This window comes from Qipengyuania gaetbuli, assembly GCF_020524765.1.
In the GTDB taxonomy this organism is placed as follows: Bacteria; Pseudomonadota; Alphaproteobacteria; order Sphingomonadales; family Sphingomonadaceae; genus Qipengyuania; species Qipengyuania gaetbuli_A.
The window spans coordinates 1,376,254-1,393,250 of record NZ_JAIVLR010000001.1; the positions used below are offsets into that span (position 1 = coordinate 1,376,254).

The window sequence follows — 16,997 nt, forward strand, 5'->3', positions numbered from 1 at the left end:
GGTGAATTTCCGCAACATCTCCGCATGGTCGATCCGGAACCCGATCATTCCGATTATCCTGTTCATCGGGCTGATGCTGGCCGGCATCATGAGCTTTTCGGATATGGAGGTGCAGCAGCAGCCGGACATCGAATTCCCCGGGGTGACCGTGGGCATTTCGCAGCCTGGCGCCGCTCCGACGGAAATCGAGAACCAGATCACCCAGCGCGTGGAATCTGCCGTGCGCGGCGTGGAAGGCGTGAAGAATCTCAACTCCACCGCCAGCGAAGGCTTCTCCTCGACCTTCATCGAATTCGAGATCGGCCACGATATCGGCCAGGCGGTGAACGAGGTCGAAACCGCCATCGGCCAGATCCGCGGCGAATTGCCGGACGGCATTCTCGAACCGCGCGTCCAGCGCGTGCAGACCTCGTCCGAACCGATCGGCTATTTCGCCATCAGCGCGCCCGACATGACGCTCGAGCAGCTCAGCTGGTTCGTCGACGATACGGTCGCCAAGCGGCTGCTCGGCATCGAGGGCATGGCCGAAGTGAGCCGCGGCGGCGGGGTGGAGCGCGAGATCCTCGTGATCCTCGATCCTGCCCGGATGCAGTCGCTCGGCGTGACTGCCAGCCAGGTCAACGGCGCGCTGCGGCAGAACAATCTCAACGCTGCCGGCGGCCAGGCGGAAATCGCCGGATCACGCCAGTCGGTCCGCGTGCTCGGCAATGCCGATACCGCATATGCGCTCTCGCAGGTCCAGGTCGCCATCGGCGGTGGCCGCACGGTCAAGCTCTCCGATGTCGCCGAAGTGCGCGACAGCTTCGGCGAGGTCCGCTCGCTCGGCAAGATCGACGGTCGCCAGGTCGTGACCTTCAGCCTCACCCGCGCCCGCGGCGCATCGGACGTCAGCGTCTATGACAATGCGGTCGAGGAGCTGGAGAAGATCAAGGAAGAGAACCCGGGCATCGAGTTCACCCGCCTGTTCACTTCGGTCGACTACACCAAGGCGCAGTACGACAGCTCGATCGCGGCGATGATCGAAGGCGCGATCCTGGCGGTCGTCGTGGTGTTCTTCTTCCTGCGCGACTGGCGCGCGACCTTCATTTCCGCGCTGGCCATCCCGCTCTCGGCCATCCCGACCTTCTGGGTCATGGACCTGCTCGGCTTCACCCTGAACCAGCTTTCGCTGCTGGCGCTCGGCCTCGTGGCGGGCGTGCTGGTCGACGATGCGATCGTGGAGATCGAGAACATCGTCAGACACATGCGAATGGGCAAGACGGCCTACCAGGCCTCGATCGACGCTGCCGACGAAATCGGCCTGCCGGTGGTCGCCACCACCGCCTCGATCGTCGCTGTCTTCCTGCCGGTCGGCCTGATGCCGGGCGTGTCGGGCCAGTTCTTCAAGAACTTCGGCCTCACCGTCGTCGCATCGGTGACCATGTCGCTGCTCGTCGCGCGTATGATCACGCCGATGGTCGCGGCTTACTTCCTCAAGGCCAAAGGCCACGCCTCGCACGGCGAAGGCCCGATGATGGACCGGTACGAGCGGCTGCTGCGCTGGACGCTCGACCGCAGCGGCGCCGACCGCGCTCGTGCCGGCATCCAGCCCGCCAGCTTCCACTGGTACTATGCATTCGGCGGCCTCGTAATGTTCGGCATTATCGCCGTCGCCTGGCTCGGCGGCCTATTCGGCACGGTCATGGCACTCAATTCCGTGCTCGGCGGGATGACCGACATCGCATTCTGGAAGGGCCATCTCTCGATGCTGCCCGAATGGATCTCGCAGGCGATCGGCTTCTTCATCGCCTTCCCGACCATGCTGTTGTTCCTCGCGCTGGGCTTCTTCATCGGCTTCATTGCCGCAAAGGTCAGTGCGTTGATGCTGGGTTTTGCTTCGCGGCTGTTCGGCAGCGAATATCGCCAGTGGTTCAACATGAGGCTGGACCGCTTCGCGGCGCGCATGCGCGACCACCGTGTGTGGATGCTCGGCGTCGGCTTTGCGGCGCTGATCCTCACCGGCCTCGTCGGTGCGGCGCTGCCCGCCCAGTTCTTCCCCGATTCAGACGGCGACTTCAGCCGCGTGCGTATCGAGATGGTGCCCGGCACCACGCTCGAACAGACCGAGCGCGTGGCCGACCGTGTCGCTGCGATCGTCAACGAAGACTCGGACGTGGAAGCCGCGCTCCAACGCGTGAACGAAGGCAATGCCCGCCTCTTCATCACGCTGAAGGACGACCGCAAGAAAACCCAGCAGGAGTTCGAACGGAACCTGACGCCCGTCTTCCAGGACATCCCGGACGCCCGCGTGACGTTCCAGTCCAACCAGGGCGGCGGCGGTACGGGCCGGCCGATCTCGGTCATGCTCTCGGGTAGCGATCCCAAGACGCTGGATGCGACTGCAGCCACGCTGGTGGAACAGATGAAGGGTGTGAAGGGCCTCGTCGCCCCGCGCATCGAGGCGGACATGCGTCGCCCCGAAATCCTCATCAAGCCGCGCCTCGACCTTGCCGCGCAGCTCGGCGTTACCACCGCCGCGCTCAGCCAGACGATCCGCATCGCGACGCTGGGCGACATCGACCAGAACGCCGCCAAGTTCTCGCTGTCCGACCGCCAGGTGCCGATCCGCGTGCGCCTGCCCGAGGAATCGCGCCAGGACATCGCGACGATCCAGAACCTGCCCGTGCCGACCTCGACCGGCGGTTCGGTGCCGCTCAGCCGCGTTGCCGAAATCAGCTTCGGTTCGGGTCCGACCTCGATCCAGCGTTACAACCAGAACCGCCGCATTTTCGTCGGCGCCGACCTCGAGCCGGACATGGCGAAGGGCGATGCGATGCAGGCCATCAACGCCTTGCCGATCATGGAAGACCTGCCTTCGGGCGTGTCCAACGCGCCGTTCGGCGAGGATGAATGGCAGCAGGAAATGATGGTCAATTTCCAGATCGCCTTGCTCTCGGGCATGCTGCTGGTCTTCGCCGTGCTGGTGCTGCTCTACCACCGCTTCGTGTCGCCGCTGGTCAACATGACCTCGCTGCTGCTCGCGCCGCTGGGCGGGTTGCTCCTGATCTGGGCGATCGGCCAGCCGCTCTCCATGCCAGTCTTCATCGGCATCCTGATGCTGTTCGGCATCGTTGCGAAGAACTCGATCCTCTTGATCGACTTCGCGGTCGAGGAAATGGAACGCGGGGTCGAGAAGTTCGAGGCCATCGTGGATGCCGGCCGCAAGCGCGCACAGCCGATCGTCATGACCACGGTCGCCATGACCGCGGGCATGGTGCCCACCGCGCTCAGCCTTGCCGGTGACGGTGCATGGCGCGCGCCGATGGGCTGGGTCGTGATCGGTGGCCTGATCCTTTCGACGCTGCTGACCCTGCTGATCGTGCCGGCCGGCTTCAGCCTTGCCGACGGCTTCGAAAAGCGCCTTGGTCCGTGGTTGCGCCAGCGGTTCCTGACCTACAAGCCGGGTGACGAGCACAAGCGCTTGCAGCCCCTTGGCGGGGAAGCCGGGATCGATCCGGCCGAGTGATCGTCGCCTGATCATGGCGGGACTTTCCACCAGGACGACCGGCGCGGGAGTGGCTCCACTCCCGCCCGACCGCGCACGCTCCATGCGCCGTGCTGCAACCGGCATGCTGGTGCTGATGGCCGCGATCTTCATTGCATCAAGCCGCTATCTCGATGTGCATCCGGCATGGGGTTACGTCCACGCCTTCGCCGAGGCCGCCATGGTCGGCGGCCTTGCCGACTGGTTTGCCGTGACGGCGCTGTTCCGCCGCCCGCTGGGCCTGCCGATCCCGCACACGGCGATCATTCCAGAGAACAAGGACCGCATCGCCGATACGATGGCGGACTTCCTGCGCAGCAATTTCCTTACCCCCCAGGTCGTCGCGCGGCGCATGGGATCGATGAATCTGGCCGGGGCAGTCGGAAGCTATCTTGCCGATCCCAAGGCCGCACAGGACACGCGTATCAGGGCGGGTGCGGGCGAACTCGCGGTCGAGGTGCTCGAATCGCTCGATCCCGACCGGCTCGGCACGCAGGTGCGCAGCGGTATCGCCGCGCAGCTGGAAAAGCTCGAGATCGCGCCGCTGCTCGGCGGCATGCTGGACGCGATGATTGCCGATGGGCGGCACAAGCCGCTGATCGACAAGATCATCCGTTGGGCGGGGCTGGTGCTGGAGGATAACGAGGCGCTGGTGCGCGACATGGTCCACCGCCGCGCCAATGCCGTGCTGCGCTTTACCGGCCTCGACGAGCGGCTGGCCAATTCGGTCATCGACGGCCTCTACAAGCTGCTGGCCGAAGTGCTGGTGGATCCGCAGCACCCGCTGCGCGACAAGATCGAGGAAGGCCTGCAGGAACTCGCCAAGGGCCTGCGCGAAGATCCCGAAATGCAGGAGCGGGTCGAGCGCATGAAGCGCGAGCTGCTGCACAACCCGGCCATTGCCGACTGGTGGCAAGGCGTGTGGGAGCGCATTCGGGCTCGCCTGATCCGCTCGATCCGCGATTCGGGCGGGACGGGCCCGGGTTATCTGGGCGAAACGCTGGCAGAGCTTGGCGCAGCCCTGCGCGATGACGAGCGGCTACAGATGCAGGTCAACCGCTTCGCCCGCCGCACCGCCGTCGGCATCTCCACCCGCTATGGCGACCAGATCGTGCAGCTGGTTTCGGAAACGGTGCGCCGCTGGGATGCGACCACGCTGACCGACCGGGTGGAAGGCGCCGTGGGCCGCGACCTCCAGTTCATCCGCATCAACGGTACGCTGGTCGGCGGCCTCGTAGGCGTGACGCTTCACTTCCTGCTCGAAACGCTGGGTTAGATTAGCGCTCTCAGTTGAGCCGGTAGGAAATGATGCCTGCGTGATACGATGGGACTTTCGATCCCGCTTGGTCCAATGCGGGCGAGAAACGCGCGAACTCCATGATCACCATGCATGGCTTGTCGTCGAAATTTTCCGCGGCCGTCAGATTGGTCAGTTTGCAGTCGGTCACCTTGCCTTCGGCATCGACCATTACCCGAAAGTGCATGTTGGTCTGTTCGCTATTGGCTATTGCCGACCTCGGATAATGCCGCTGTATCCTTTGTGCGACCGAGACGATGTTTTCGAATTTGGGCATGGTTGCAACAGTCCGCTGGACGGCGGGGTCGACTCCCCAATGCCTGATCAGGTCGTCCATGCACTTGTTCATCCCGCGATAGATTTGCTCGAGGCTGCCCGTCTCCAGCCGGACAATCTTGCCCCCTCTCGAAACATCGATCCACTTGATTGCCGCCCCCTCGGCCGGGTCGAGATCAAAATGGCGCGCCAGGAAATCCGGTTCGGCGGCTTGCTCCGATCTTTCCGCCTTCCGCACGCCGGAGCCGCGGAAAGCCTTGCCATAGCGTTCCATCTTGAGGATCAGGCCGGCGTCGAGCATGAATTCCTCGTTGTCTTCGCCGAAACGGATCAACAGTCTCTTGTTTGATCCGACGTCCTCCAGCGCCTCTCCCGCGATCAGCCACGAAAAGAAGGATGCCGGGTTATGCTGGTCCAGCAGCAAGAGGGTGGGCTTTTCTTCCGTACCGAAGATACGTCCCGCACGGCAGCGTGTGTCGCCATATTCCAGCATCCATTCCGTTGCGGGTTCATAGACGAGCGAGGGCTCCTCACCAGCCATAGCCGCGGTGGAAAGCCCGGCAGCCGAAACCACGGCCAAACCAGCCAGTGCCCGATGTAGTAAACGCATAGAAAAAGACCCCTTGCGCACACTTATGTGCAGAAGGGGTCCATAAAACAAGCCGTTATCATTGGAGTTATTGGAACAGTTCCGGCACGATCTTGTTCAGATCGCCGAAGAGGCAGAACCTAAGGCGGTCTGGTCGCTCTCCAGCCTTGCTCCTTATCCGGTCACGAACAGAACCGTGTTGGCCCAATAGCTGGCGACAGGTTCGCCCGCCGCATTGCGCGCGGGTGTGAAACGGCCCTTGCGGGTGAATTCCTTGCAGACGGTTTCGGGGAAGGCCGGGTCCGAATAGGAGGACTGGATGGTACAGTCGGTAATCTGGCCGGTTTCGTCGATGTCCAGCCTGAAGCGCACCGCGCCCGACAAGTCCTTGCGCAAGGCTTCGGACGGATAGTCGTTGGTATTGAACCACTGCGTGATGCGCCCGACCGGTTCAGGCCCCTGAGCGATCGTGGCGATAATTTCGGGGTCGTAGCCCCAGCTCTTCACCAGGCTCGCAAGGCAATCGTCCATCGCCTTTTTCCCTGCGGCCAGACGACCGGTTTCGAGCTTCACCTTTTTCGAGCTGCCGAGCTTCATGGTGAAACTGTCGGCCGCAGCTGCCGCGTTTTCTTCAGCTGTACGGTATGCACTCGTATCCGCCTCCGCGTGTTCGAGCGCCTTCTGCGTGTCAGGCGGCAGGATACTGCCCGACCACTGCCAGACCCTCTCGCCGTTCTCCAGATCACCGAACAGCGGCCGCTCGACCTCGACTTCGTTTCCTTCGCCAAAGCTGTAATGCAGAGACCTGACGCGCCTGTCGTAAAGAAGCTTGCCCGACGCGATGATCTCGATGTTTGGCCCTGGAGCATATTTGGCCATTACGAGGAGGACCTGGTTCTCGCCTTCGCCGAACTTGCGTCCCAGGCGGCAGGCCTCCTTGCTGTAGTCCAGGTTCCAATTGCTCGCAGGCTTCAGGACGACCGGTTCCGCAGCGGAAACGGGAGTGGCTGCAAGTTGCAGTGCGGCAAGGACAAATAATGGCGTAACGAATTTCATGGATGCGACCCCTCCTGCAAACGCTGGTGGACGCATCATAAGAAAAGGGCGGCAATTCGCAATGGAATTGCCGCCCTTTTTTCGATCGCGTTCTTGTCAGAGCTTCTGGGTCAGCTCGGGCACGATCTTGAACAGGTCGCCGACGAGACCGATGTCCGCGACCTGGAAGATCGGGGCGTCCTCGTCCTTGTTGATTGCGATGATGGTCTTGGAATCCTTCATCCCGGCGAGGTGCTGGATCGCACCCGAAATGCCGATGGCGATGTAGACTTCCGGTGCCACGATCTTGCCGGTCTGGCCGACCTGGTAATCGTTGGGGACATAGCCCGCATCGACCGCGGCGCGCGAGGCGCCGATGCCTGCGCCGAGCTTGTCGGCCAGCGGGGTGATGACTTCCTCGAAGGTCGCCGCGTCCTTGAGCGCGCGGCCACCTGAAACGATGACCTTGGCGCTGGTAAGTTCGGGACGATCGCTTTCGGCGATTTCGGCCGACACGAAGCTCGACAGGCCGGCATCGCCGGGGCCTGCAACGTCTTCGATCGCGGCCGAGCCGCCTTCGGCAGCAGCCTTTTCGAAGGCGGTGCCGCGCACGGTAACGACCAGCTTGGGATCCGAGGATTCGACCGTTGCGATGGCGTTGCCGGCGTAGATCGGGCGGGTGAAGGTCTTAGGACCTTCGACTGAGAGGATGTCCGACACCTGCATCACGTCGAGCAGGGCGGCGACGCGCGGGGCGACGTTCTTTCCGGTGGTGGTGGCCGGAGCGACGAAGGCGTCGTGATGGCCCATGAGGTCGGCCACGAGCGGCGCGACGTTTTCTGCCAGCGCGTGTTCGTAGGCGGCGTTGTCCGCAAGGTGGACCTTGCCGACGCCGGCGACCTTGGCAGCCTGTTCGGCCACTGCGCGGCAGCCCGAGCCTGCAACCAGCAGGTGCACTTCACCCAGCTTGCCGGCAGCGGTGACAGCGGCCAGCGTTGCGTCCTTCATCTCGGCATTGTCGTGTTCGACCCAGACGAGAGTTTTCATAAGTCTATTCCTTTCCTGTCCGGGGTTCAGGCGATGCCGAGGGCTTTGATCTTGGCGACCAGCGCATCGACGTCCTCGACCTTTTCGCCTGCCTGGCGAACCGGCGGTTCGGAGACGTTGGTGGTCTTGAGACGCGGCGCGGTGTCGACGCCGTAATCACCCGGGGTCTTGGTATCGAGCGGCTTCTTCTTGGCCTTCATGATGTTCGGCAGCGAAGCATAGCGCGGCTCGTTCAGGCGCAGGTCGGTGGTGACGATCGCGGGAAGCGTAAGCTTCACGGTCTCGAGGCCGCCATCGACTTCGCGCTTCACGGTGACGCTATCGCCTTCGACTGCGACGGTGTTGGCGAAGGTGCCCTGCGGACGGCCCATCAGGGCGGCGAGCATCTGGCCGGTCTGGTTCGAATCGTCGTCGATCGCCTGCTTGCCGAGCATCACGATGCCGGGCTGTTCTTCCTCGGCGATGGCCTTGAGGATCTTGGCGACGGCAAGCGGTTCGACTTCGTCGTCGGTTTCGACGAGGATCGCGCGGTCCGCACCCATGGCGAGAGCGGTGCGCAGCGTTTCCTGTGCCTTGGCCGGGCCGACGGACACGGCGATGATTTCTTCCGCCTTGCCTGCTTCCTTGATGCGGATGGCCTCTTCGACGGCGATTTCGTCGAAGGGGTTCATGCTCATCTTGACGTTGGCGAGGTCGACGCCCGACCCGTCCGCCTTCACGCGCGGCTTCACATTGTAGTCGATCACCCGCTTGACGGGCACGAGGATTTTCATGGGTATTCCTTCCTCTGGATGTGTCTGGCGCCCACCTACCTTGCGTTTACGTAAACGTCAAGCTGCGACGGGGTCAGTCCTTGCTTAGACAAGACGGGCGGAGAGCGAGTGTTCCCCGCGCCCTAAACTTGAAGGGCGGACCCTGTCGCCAGAGCCCGCCCTTGGTAATGTTCCAGTGCCTTCAGGCAGACCCTCAGGCGGCCTTCTTCACTTCCGCGACGATCTTCTTCGCCGCGTCGCCGAGGTCGTCGGCGCTCACAATCGGCAGGCCCGAATTCTCGAGGATGTCCTTGCCCTGCTGGACATTGGTGCCTTCGAGGCGGACCACCAGCGGAACCGACAGGTTCACGTCCTTCGCCGCCTGGACGATGCCGTTGGCGATGACGTCGCACTTCATGATGCCGCCGAAGATGTTGACGAGGATGCCCTCGACCGCCGGGTCCTTGAGGATGATCTTGAACGCCGCGGTGACCTTCTCAGTGGTGGCGCCGCCGCCCACGTCGAGGAAGTTGGCCGGGAAGGCGCCGTTCAGCTTGATGATGTCCATCGTCGCCATGGCGAGGCCTGCACCGTTGACCATGCAGCCGATGTTGCCGTCGAGCTTGATGTAGGCGAGGTCGTATTCGCTCGCTTCGACTTCGGCCGGGTCTTCCTCGGTCTCGTCGCGCATCGCTTCCACGTCCTTGTGACGATAGAGCGCGTTGCCGTCGAAGCTCATCTTGGTGTCGAGCACCAGCAGGTCGCCCTTGTCGGTTTCGACCAGCGGGTTGATCTCGAGCATTTCCATGTCGAGGTCCATGAAGGCGGTGTAGAGCTGCTTGGCCAGCTTCTGGCACTGCTTGTTCGTTTCGCCCGTCAGCTTGAGAGCGAAGGCGACCGCGCGGCCGTGGTGGGGCATGAAGCCCTGCGCCGGGTCGATCGTGATGGTGGTGATCTTCTCGGGCGTGTTGTGGGCCACGTCCTCGATGTCCATGCCGCCTTCGGTCGATGCGATCATCGCGACCTGGCCGCTGGCCCGGTCGACCAGCATAGAAAGGTAGTATTCCTTGGCGATGTCGACGCCGTCGGTGACGTAGAGTCGGTTGACCTGCTTGCCTTCTGCGCCGGTCTGGATGGTGACCAGCGTGTTGCCGAGCATTTCCTTCGCGTTGGCTTCGACTTCCTCGATGCTCTTCGACAGGCGGACGCCGCCCTTCGCATCGGGGCCGAGTTCCTTGAACTTGCCCTTGCCGCGGCCACCGGCGTGGATCTGGGCCTTCACCACGTAGAGCGGGCCGGGCAGCTGTTTCGCACCTGCGACCGCTTCTTCGACGGTGAGGGCGGCGTGACCGGCGGGAATCGCAATGCCGTACTTCGCCAGCAGTTCCTTGGCCTGGTATTCGTGAATGTTCATGTCGGGCTTTCGTCCTTCGCGTAATGGCGCGGCTGGAGGGATAGAGAGTCGCGTGGGCGCATAAGCATGTCTGGCGGCGCTTGAAAAGTGCGACTTTCGGGTGCAGGGGCGCACGCCATCCATGATCGACGACAAGCGACTCGAATCGATCGTCTCCGAAGCGGGGCGGATCGCACTCGACCTCTGGCCGGGGGCGGGTGCCGACGTGCGCATCTGGGAGAAGACTCCCGGCAGCCCCGTGTGCGAGGCGGACCTCGCCGTCGACACCTTCCTGAAGCGCGAACTGGGCGCTTTGCTGCCCTCGGCAGGCTGGCTGTCCGAAGAGACGGCGGATGATCCTGCCCGGCTCGAACGCGATCTCATCTGGCTGGTCGACCCGATCGACGGGACCCGCGACTTCATCCGCGGCAGGCCCGGCTGGGCCGTGTCGGTCGCACTGATATCGAACGGCAGGCCGCTGATCGGCTCGCTCTGCGCGCCCGCCCGGGGCGAGGTGTGGCAGGCCGTCGCAGGCAAGGGCGCGACGCGCAATGGCGCGAAGCTGGAAGCATCGAACCGGCTCGAGTTTGCAGGCGCGCGCGTGCCTGCTGCCGACCTGATGAAGCAGGACCGGATACTGACCAAGGTGGACCAGCCCAATTCCATCGCCCTGCGCATCGCCATGGTCGCCGCCGACGAGGCGGATCTCGTGGCGACCCTGCGCTGGGGCTTCGAATGGGACATCGCCGCTGCTGCGCTCGTCGCGCGAGAGGCAGGTGCAGCCGTGTCTGATGCGTTCGGCCGCAAGCTCGATTACAATAAGCGCGACCCGCGCGCCTTCGGTCTCATCGCCAGCGCTCCGGGCATTCACGGCGCCACGGTCGAGCACCTGTCGGACCGCGCCGCGACTTTCTCTCGCGCATAGAACGCGCATAGAAAAAGGGACCGGGTTCGACCCGGCCCCTTCCTCTGCGACACTATCCGAAGGGCTCGGCTCTTCAGTTGCCCTGCTGGGCGGCTTCGACGTCTTGCTGGTCGAAGGGGATGATCTTGATTTCGACGCGGCGGTTCAGCGGCTCGTTGACATTGTCGCCGGTCTGCACCGCGAGGCGCGTTTCGCCGAAACCCATCCAGCGGATGCGCGACGAGCTGACACCGCGCGAGGTCAGGTAGTTGGCAACGGCCTGCGCACGCTGTTCCGAAAGGCGCTGGTTGAAGTCCGAAGCGCCGACCGTGTCGGTATAGCCGTAAACGTCGATCAGGCTGTTGGGATACTGGACCAGGTTCGCTGCGACATTGTCGAGCGTACGGCGGAAGGTCTCGTTGATGTTGGAGCTGCCGGTGGCGAAAGTGACGCCGTTCGGCAGGTTGACGAGAATCGCCTCGCCGCCATCGGTTTCGGTCACGTCCACGCCCGAACCGGCGGTCTGTTCCTTCAGTTCCTTGATCTGCTGGTCCATACGGTAGCCGACGTAACCGCCAGCTGCGCCGCCTGCGACCGCGCCGACGATACGGCCGGTCTTGCCGCCGATAACGCCGCCCAGGAGGCCGCCGGCAACCGCGCCGCCGAGACCGCCGAGGACGGTGCGCGAAACCTTCTGCTCACCCGTGTTCGGGTCGGTAACGCAGGCCGAGGTGCCCATCAGGGCCATTGCCGAGAAACCTGCGAGGAAAATGCGTGATTTTTTCATATGTCGTTCCCCTTGTCAGAGTGCGGCACCGGCCTCTTGTTCTTTCCTGCCGGAACCGCGCATGGCGGGACGCGCCCACCAGCGCCTCTGAAAGCTTCTAACAAGCGAAGCGCCCACGTGTTCCGCGAAGCGCTGGCATGAGCACATATTTGTGCTAGCGCAGCAGCGTGACACCTTTCCCCTGGACCGACCTACTCATTATCGCCGGGCTGATTTTGCTCAACGGCGTCTTTGCCATGAGCGAGCTCGCCATCGTTTCGGCACGCACCGCGCGGCTGCGTTCGGCCGCCCAGCAGGGCAGCGCCGGCGCGAAGGCCGCGCTGGCGCTCGCTGCCGACCCGGGCAAGTTCCTCTCGACCGTGCAGATCGGCATCACGCTGGTCGGCATCATCGCCGGTGCCTATTCGGGTGCGAGCCTGGGTGGGCCGGTCGGAGAACGGTTGGCTGCACTCGGCGTGCCGACCGATTGGGCCAGCGAAGCGGGCTTCGCGCTGGTCATCGCGCTGACCACCTATTTCAGCCTCGTCATCGGGGAACTCGTTCCCAAGCAGGTTGCCCTGCGCGCCGCCGTACCCATCGCGACCGCGATGTCGCTGCCCATGGCCTTGCTGGCGCGCGTGGCAGCGCCGCTGGTCTGGCTGCTCGACACCTCGTCGAGCGTGATCATCCGCGCGCTGGGCGTGCGCCCCGCAGGCCAGAGCTCGGTCACGGCGGAAGAGCTTCACATGCTGTTCGCCGAAGCCACCAAGACCGGCATCATCGAGCACGAACAGCATCAGATGCTGGCTGGCGTGGTTCGTCTCGCCCAGCGCCCCGTGCGCGAGGTGATGACGCCGCGGACCGATGTCGACTGGCTGGATATCTCGGCCGACGAGGAAGCGATTTCGGCTCTGCTGGCGGAAAGCCCGCATTCGGTCTGGCCGGTTGCCGACGGATCGCCGGACAAGGTCGTGGGCCTCGTGCGCGTGCGCGAAATCCTTGCCGCGCAGGTCGCGGGCAAGCCGGTGGTGCTTGCCGACTTGCTGCACCGGGCGGAGGTCGTGCCCGACCAGCTCGATGCGGTCGATGCGCTGCGCGTCCTGCAGCAGGCCGATGTCGCCATGGCCATGGTGCATGACGAATACGGCCATCTCGACGGGATCGTCACGCCGGTGGACCTGCTGACCGCGCTGGTCGGCGATTTCGCCAGCGACCAAGACCCCGGCGATGCGCCGGGCATCGTCGAGCGTGCGGACGGCTCGCTGCTGGTGGCAGGGTCGCTCAGCGCCGATGCGCTCGCCGACCGGCTCGGGCTCGACTACGGCGACGACCGCGAATTCGCGACCGTGGCGGGCTTCGTCCTCGCCGTGCTCAAGAAGCTGCCGGTGGAAGGGGAATGGTTCGAGGAACAGGGCTGGCGGTTCGAAGTGGTCGACCTCGACGAACGGCGGATCGACAAATTGCTCGTCACCTCGCTGGGACCGGCGAAACCGGTCGACCAGGACGACGGCTAGGTCTGCCGCACCCGCCGCCAAGCGGGTGCGCACATCACTGCATCAGCCGGGAATGACGGCCTGTGCCGAAGCGCCGTCGCCTTCGGGGGCGGCGACGATGTCGCGGACCACGGTGCCCTTGGCGACCGTGTTGGTGCCTGCGCTACCGACCGCGCTGCGGATGCCCGGTTCGGGCGTGCCGGCACGATCGAGGACCGAGGTTTCCACGCTGCTGCGCGGTGCCGGGCCGCCGAACAGTGCATCGAGTGCCTGCTCTGCGGCAGTGCCTTCGGCCGGGCGCGGTGCGCCGGGTGCCGGGGGCACGAGGTTGAAGTCCGGCGGCACGACCAGCGGGGCTGCACGCTGCACGGCGAATTCGTCGGGACGGTCGCGGTTTAGGAAACCGCCGCTGCCACAGGCGGCGAGCGTGCTCGCGGCTGCGCTCACGAGGGCGATGCGGGTGATAGTCTTCATGTATTGCTCTCCGCGGCGTCTGCCGGCTTGCCGTCCATCATGTCGTCGACGTCCTTGTCGCGCATGAAGAACGCGCGGGCAAGGATGATAACGACACCGATGGTGATAGCGGCATCGGCGATATTGAAAATGAGGAAGGGGCGGAATTCCCCGATATGGAAATCGGCGAAGTCGAGGACGTAGCCGAGTTCGTAGCGATCCTTGATGTTGCCGAGCGCGCCGCCGAGGATCAGCGACAGGCCGAGAATGTCCCCGAACAGCTTCTCGCGGAACATCCAGACGGTGACCAGCAGCGCGATCAGCCCGGTCACGCCGACCAGCGCCCAGCGCGTTTCGGGGCTGGTCGCCTCGAACATGCCCAGCGAGACGCCGTAATTGTGGACGCGGTAGAAATCGAAGAAGGGCAGGAGGTCGAGCTTGTCGCCTGGCACCTCGAGGCCCAGCGGGCCGTCGACCCACCATTTGGTGATCTGATCCGCGGCATAGATCGCAAAGGCGATGGCGACGCCGATCAGGCGATTGCGCAGGACGGGGGTCATTGGCCCGCACTCCCGGCTGCATCCATCTGTTCGATCACGTCCTCGCACCGGTCGCACAGTGCGCCGTCCTCGGGGACCGAGGGCAGCAGTCGCCAGCAGCGGCCGCATTTGTGTTCGCCGGTTCGCGTGACAGTCACGCTGTCGCTATCGCTGCGTGCGACTGACGCGGTGATGAACAGTTCGGCGAGGTCCTCGTCGCTGAAGCCTTCCGGCACGGCATCGGCGGGCACGACCACGTCGGCCTCGAGGCTCGAACGGATGGTCTTGTCGCGGCGCAGCGGTTCGATCGCTTCGGTGACCTTTTCGCGAAGCGCGCGCAGCTTGTCCCAGCGCGCGCCGTCGGCAGTGACGCCGGGGACCGCCGGCCAGTCGAGCAGGTGCACGCTGCCGCCATCGGGATAGCGCGTGGTCCAGGCCTCTTCCGCCGTGAACACCAGCACCGGCGCGGCATAGCGAACGAGCGCGTGGAACAAGAGGTCGAGCACGGTGCGATAGGCATTGCGCTTCACGCTATCCGGCCCGTCGCAATAGAGGCAGTCCTTGCGGATATCGAAATAGAAGGCCGACAGGTCCTCGTTGCAGAAATCGACCAGCAGGCGCGTGTAGGTGTTGTAGTCGTAGCTTTCGAGCGCGGCCTTCAGCTTGCCGTCGAGATCGGCCAGCAGCGCGAGCACGTAGCGCTCCAGCTCGGGGATTTCGCCCACATCGCCCATGTCGCCGACGAAGCCGTCGAGCGCGCCGAGCAGGTAGCGGAAGGTGTTGCGCAGGCGGCGGTACTGGTCGCCGACGCCCTTGAGGATTTCGTCGCCGATGCGGTGGTCTTCGGTGAAGTCGACGGAAAGCGCCCACAGGCGGATGATGTCCGCGCCGTACTGTTCCATGACCTTGAGCGGGTCGATGGTGTTGCCGAGGCTCTTCGACATCTTCTTGCCGGCCGAATCCATGGTGAAGCCATGGGTCAGCACCGCGTCATAGGGCGCGCGGCCGCGGGTGGCGGAGCTTTCGAGCAGGCTCGACTGGAACCAGCCGCGATGCTGGTCGCTGCCTTCGAGATAGAGGTCTGCGGGCCAGCGCTGGTCGGGCCAGCGGTCGCCTTCCAGCGTGAAAGCGTGGGTGCAGCCCGAATCGAACCATACGTCGAGAATGTCGGTGACCATCTCGAATTCATTGGCGTCGTAATCGGGTCCGAGGAATTCGGCCTTGCGGGCCTCGTCCCAGGCATCGACGCCCTTCTCGCGCACCGCCTCGACCACGCGGGCATTGACCGCAGGGTCCTGCAGATAGGTGCCGTCGCTACGCACGAAGAGCGTGATCGGCACGCCCCAAGCGCGCTGGCGGGACAGCACCCAGTCAGGGCGGCCTTCGACCATGGAGCCGATGCGGCGGCGGCCTTTTTCGGGATAGAACTTCACCCGCTCGATCTCGCGCATGGCGATTTCGCGCAGGGTGGAGTGGTCCTTGCTGGTGAACATCGCGACGGCGGCGCCGAAACCTTCGGGCGCGGCAACGTCGAAGTCGCCGGTGTCGAGCGGCTTGTCCATCGGCACGAACCACTGCGGCGTGCAGCGATAGATGACCTTGGCCTTCGAGCGCCAGCTATGCGGGTAGGAGTGCGCGTAGTCGTCGGAGGCCGAGAGCAGCGCGCCTGCTTCACGCAGGTCCGAACAGATCGGTCCGTCGGGCGCGTTGAAGGCCTTGTTGATGACCGCGCGGCGGCGTTCGTCATTCCCGCCCAGCCATCCCCAGTCGTCGCGATAGCGCCCGTCGCCCATGACTGCGAAGACCGGCTCGATGCCATGCTCGCGGCAGAGCAGGAAGTCGTCTTCGCCATGGTCGGGCGACATGTGGACGAGCCCCGTACCGCTGTCGGTGGTGACGAAATCGCCCGCGAGCAGCGGACGTGGCGCGGCGTAGAACCCTCCGAGATGGTGCATCGGATGGCGGGCAACGGTTCCGGCGAGTGCCGGGCCAAAATAGAACTCGATCGTCTCGTAATTTTGTTGGGGGGCACCTTGCGACCTTACGCGATCGCGGAACGCTTCGGAGAGGTCTCGAGCTACAAGAAACCGACGCCCCGTAGGCTCCGCCATTTCGTCTAGCTCGCCGAGCAGAACGTAATCCACCTCTTCGCCATAAGCCAAAGCCTGGTTCACCGGGATCGTCCAAGGCGTGGTGGTCCAGATCACCGCATGCGCGCCGACCAGTTCCGGAATCGGCGATTCCACGATCTCGAATGCCACGTCGATCTGGGTCGAGGTGATGTCCTCGTACTCGACCTCGGCCTCGGCCAGCGCGGTCTCCTCGACCGGCGACCACATCACCGGCTTCGACCCGCGATAGAGGTTTCCGGCTTCGGCAAACTTCATCAGCTCGGCAACGATGGTCGCCTCGCTGTCGAACTGCATGGTGAGGTACGGATTGTCGAAATCCGCCATCAGCCCCAGGCGCTTCAGCTGTTCGCGCTGCACGTCGACCCAGTGCTGCGCATAGGCGCGGCATTCGGCGCGGAATTCGCTGGCCGGGATTTCGTTCTTGTCGCGCTTCTTCTTGCGGAACTGTTCCTCGACCTTCCATTCGATCGGCAGGCCGTGGCAATCCCAGCCGGGCACGAAGGGCGCGTCCTTGCCGAGCAGCGTCTGCGAGCGCACCACCATGTCTTTCAGGATGCGGTTCAGCGCATGGCCGATATGCATGTCGCCATTGGCATACGGCGGGCCGTCGTGGAGGATGAACTTTTCGCGTCCCGCACGCGCTTCGCGCAGCTGGGCATAGAGGTTTTCTTCCTGCCAGCGCGCAAGGATCTGCGGCTCCTTCTGCGGGAGGCCGGCCTTCATGGGAAAATCGGTCTTGGGAAGGAAGACCGTGTCTTTGTAATCGCGCTGCTCGGACATAGGTGCTGGCCGTTAGGG

13 protein-coding genes are annotated in these 16,997 nt (G+C 64.2%); 4 read left to right on the forward strand and 9 right to left on the reverse strand.

Annotated elements, in window-relative coordinates; translation table 11 throughout:
* Position 1 precedes the first annotated feature (1 nt).
* Together LC083_RS07020 and LC083_RS07025 are read left to right on the forward strand one after the other, a co-directional pair.
* Positions 2-3,505: an efflux RND transporter permease subunit gene (locus LC083_RS07020; RefSeq protein ID WP_226699752.1), complete on the forward strand. Its 3,504-nt coding sequence runs from the start codon at positions 2-4 to the stop codon at positions 3,503-3,505.
* A gap of 82 nt (positions 3,506-3,587) precedes the next feature.
* Positions 3,588-4,799, forward strand: coding sequence for a DUF445 domain-containing protein (locus LC083_RS07025; RefSeq protein WP_226700029.1), 1,212 nt, complete (start codon positions 3,588-3,590; stop codon positions 4,797-4,799).
* 10 nt (positions 4,800-4,809) lie between these two features.
* Here the strand turns inward: LC083_RS07025 and LC083_RS07030 are convergent, their stop codons facing one another.
* The 5 genes from LC083_RS07030 to sucC form a co-directional block, all read right to left on the reverse strand.
* Positions 4,810-5,706: an energy transducer TonB gene (locus LC083_RS07030; protein WP_226699753.1), complete on the reverse strand. Its 897-nt coding sequence runs from the start codon at positions 5,704-5,706 to the stop codon at positions 4,810-4,812.
* A gap of 153 nt (positions 5,707-5,859) precedes the next feature.
* A complete protein-coding gene (locus tag LC083_RS07035; protein WP_226699754.1) occupies positions 5,860-6,741 on the reverse strand; it encodes a TonB family protein in 882 nt (293 codons plus the stop codon).
* A gap of 96 nt (positions 6,742-6,837) precedes the next feature.
* A complete protein-coding gene (locus tag LC083_RS07040; RefSeq protein WP_226699755.1) occupies positions 6,838-7,767 on the reverse strand; it encodes an electron transfer flavoprotein subunit alpha/FixB family protein in 930 nt (309 codons plus the stop codon).
* Between the two features lie 26 nt (positions 7,768-7,793).
* Positions 7,794-8,540 (reverse strand): electron transfer flavoprotein subunit beta/FixA family protein, encoded by a 747-nt coding sequence (locus tag LC083_RS07045; protein ID WP_226699756.1) that lies wholly within the window; start codon positions 8,538-8,540, stop codon positions 7,794-7,796.
* A gap of 193 nt (positions 8,541-8,733) precedes the next feature.
* Entirely contained in the window at positions 8,734-9,933 is a 1,200-nt protein-coding gene (gene sucC / locus LC083_RS07050) for an ADP-forming succinate--CoA ligase subunit beta (RefSeq protein ID WP_226699757.1), read from the reverse strand.
* Positions 9,934-10,054: 121 nt separating this feature from the next.
* On the opposite strand from sucC, the gene LC083_RS07055 reads away from it, so the two are divergent.
* Positions 10,055-10,837 carry a 3'(2'),5'-bisphosphate nucleotidase CysQ gene (locus tag LC083_RS07055; protein WP_160608672.1) on the forward strand — a complete coding sequence of 261 codons (783 nt, stop codon included), beginning with the start codon at positions 10,055-10,057 and terminating at the stop codon, positions 10,835-10,837.
* A gap of 73 nt (positions 10,838-10,910) precedes the next feature.
* On the opposite strand, the gene LC083_RS07060 is transcribed toward LC083_RS07055, so the two are convergent.
* A complete protein-coding gene (locus tag LC083_RS07060; RefSeq protein ID WP_226699758.1) occupies positions 10,911-11,603 on the reverse strand; it encodes an OmpA family protein in 693 nt (230 codons plus the stop codon).
* A 167-nt stretch (positions 11,604-11,770) separates the two neighbouring features.
* On the opposite strand from LC083_RS07060, the gene LC083_RS07065 reads away from it, so the two are divergent.
* Positions 11,771-13,096 (forward strand): hemolysin family protein, encoded by a 1,326-nt coding sequence (locus tag LC083_RS07065; RefSeq protein ID WP_226699759.1) that lies wholly within the window; start codon positions 11,771-11,773, stop codon positions 13,094-13,096.
* A 42-nt stretch (positions 13,097-13,138) separates the two neighbouring features.
* Here the strand turns inward: LC083_RS07065 and LC083_RS07070 are convergent, their stop codons facing one another.
* Genes LC083_RS07070 through ileS form a run of 3 tightly spaced genes read right to left on the reverse strand, consistent with a single transcriptional unit; the run spans position 13,139 to position 16,979 of the window.
* Complete coding sequence (locus LC083_RS07070; protein ID WP_160608675.1) at positions 13,139-13,549, reverse strand: DUF3035 domain-containing protein; 411 nt, start codon at positions 13,547-13,549, stop codon at positions 13,139-13,141.
* The gene (lspA, locus tag LC083_RS07075; protein WP_226699760.1) at positions 13,546-14,088 is read right to left on the reverse strand and encodes a signal peptidase II; all 543 of its coding nucleotides are present in this window, start codon (positions 14,086-14,088) and stop codon (positions 13,546-13,548) included. Before lspA ends, LC083_RS07070 begins: the two co-directional genes overlap by 4 nt.
* Positions 14,085-16,979 (reverse strand): isoleucine--tRNA ligase, encoded by a 2,895-nt coding sequence (gene ileS / locus LC083_RS07080; RefSeq protein WP_226699761.1) that lies wholly within the window; start codon positions 16,977-16,979, stop codon positions 14,085-14,087. Before ileS ends, lspA begins: the two co-directional genes overlap by 4 nt.
* Positions 16,980-16,997: the final 18 nt, after the last annotated feature.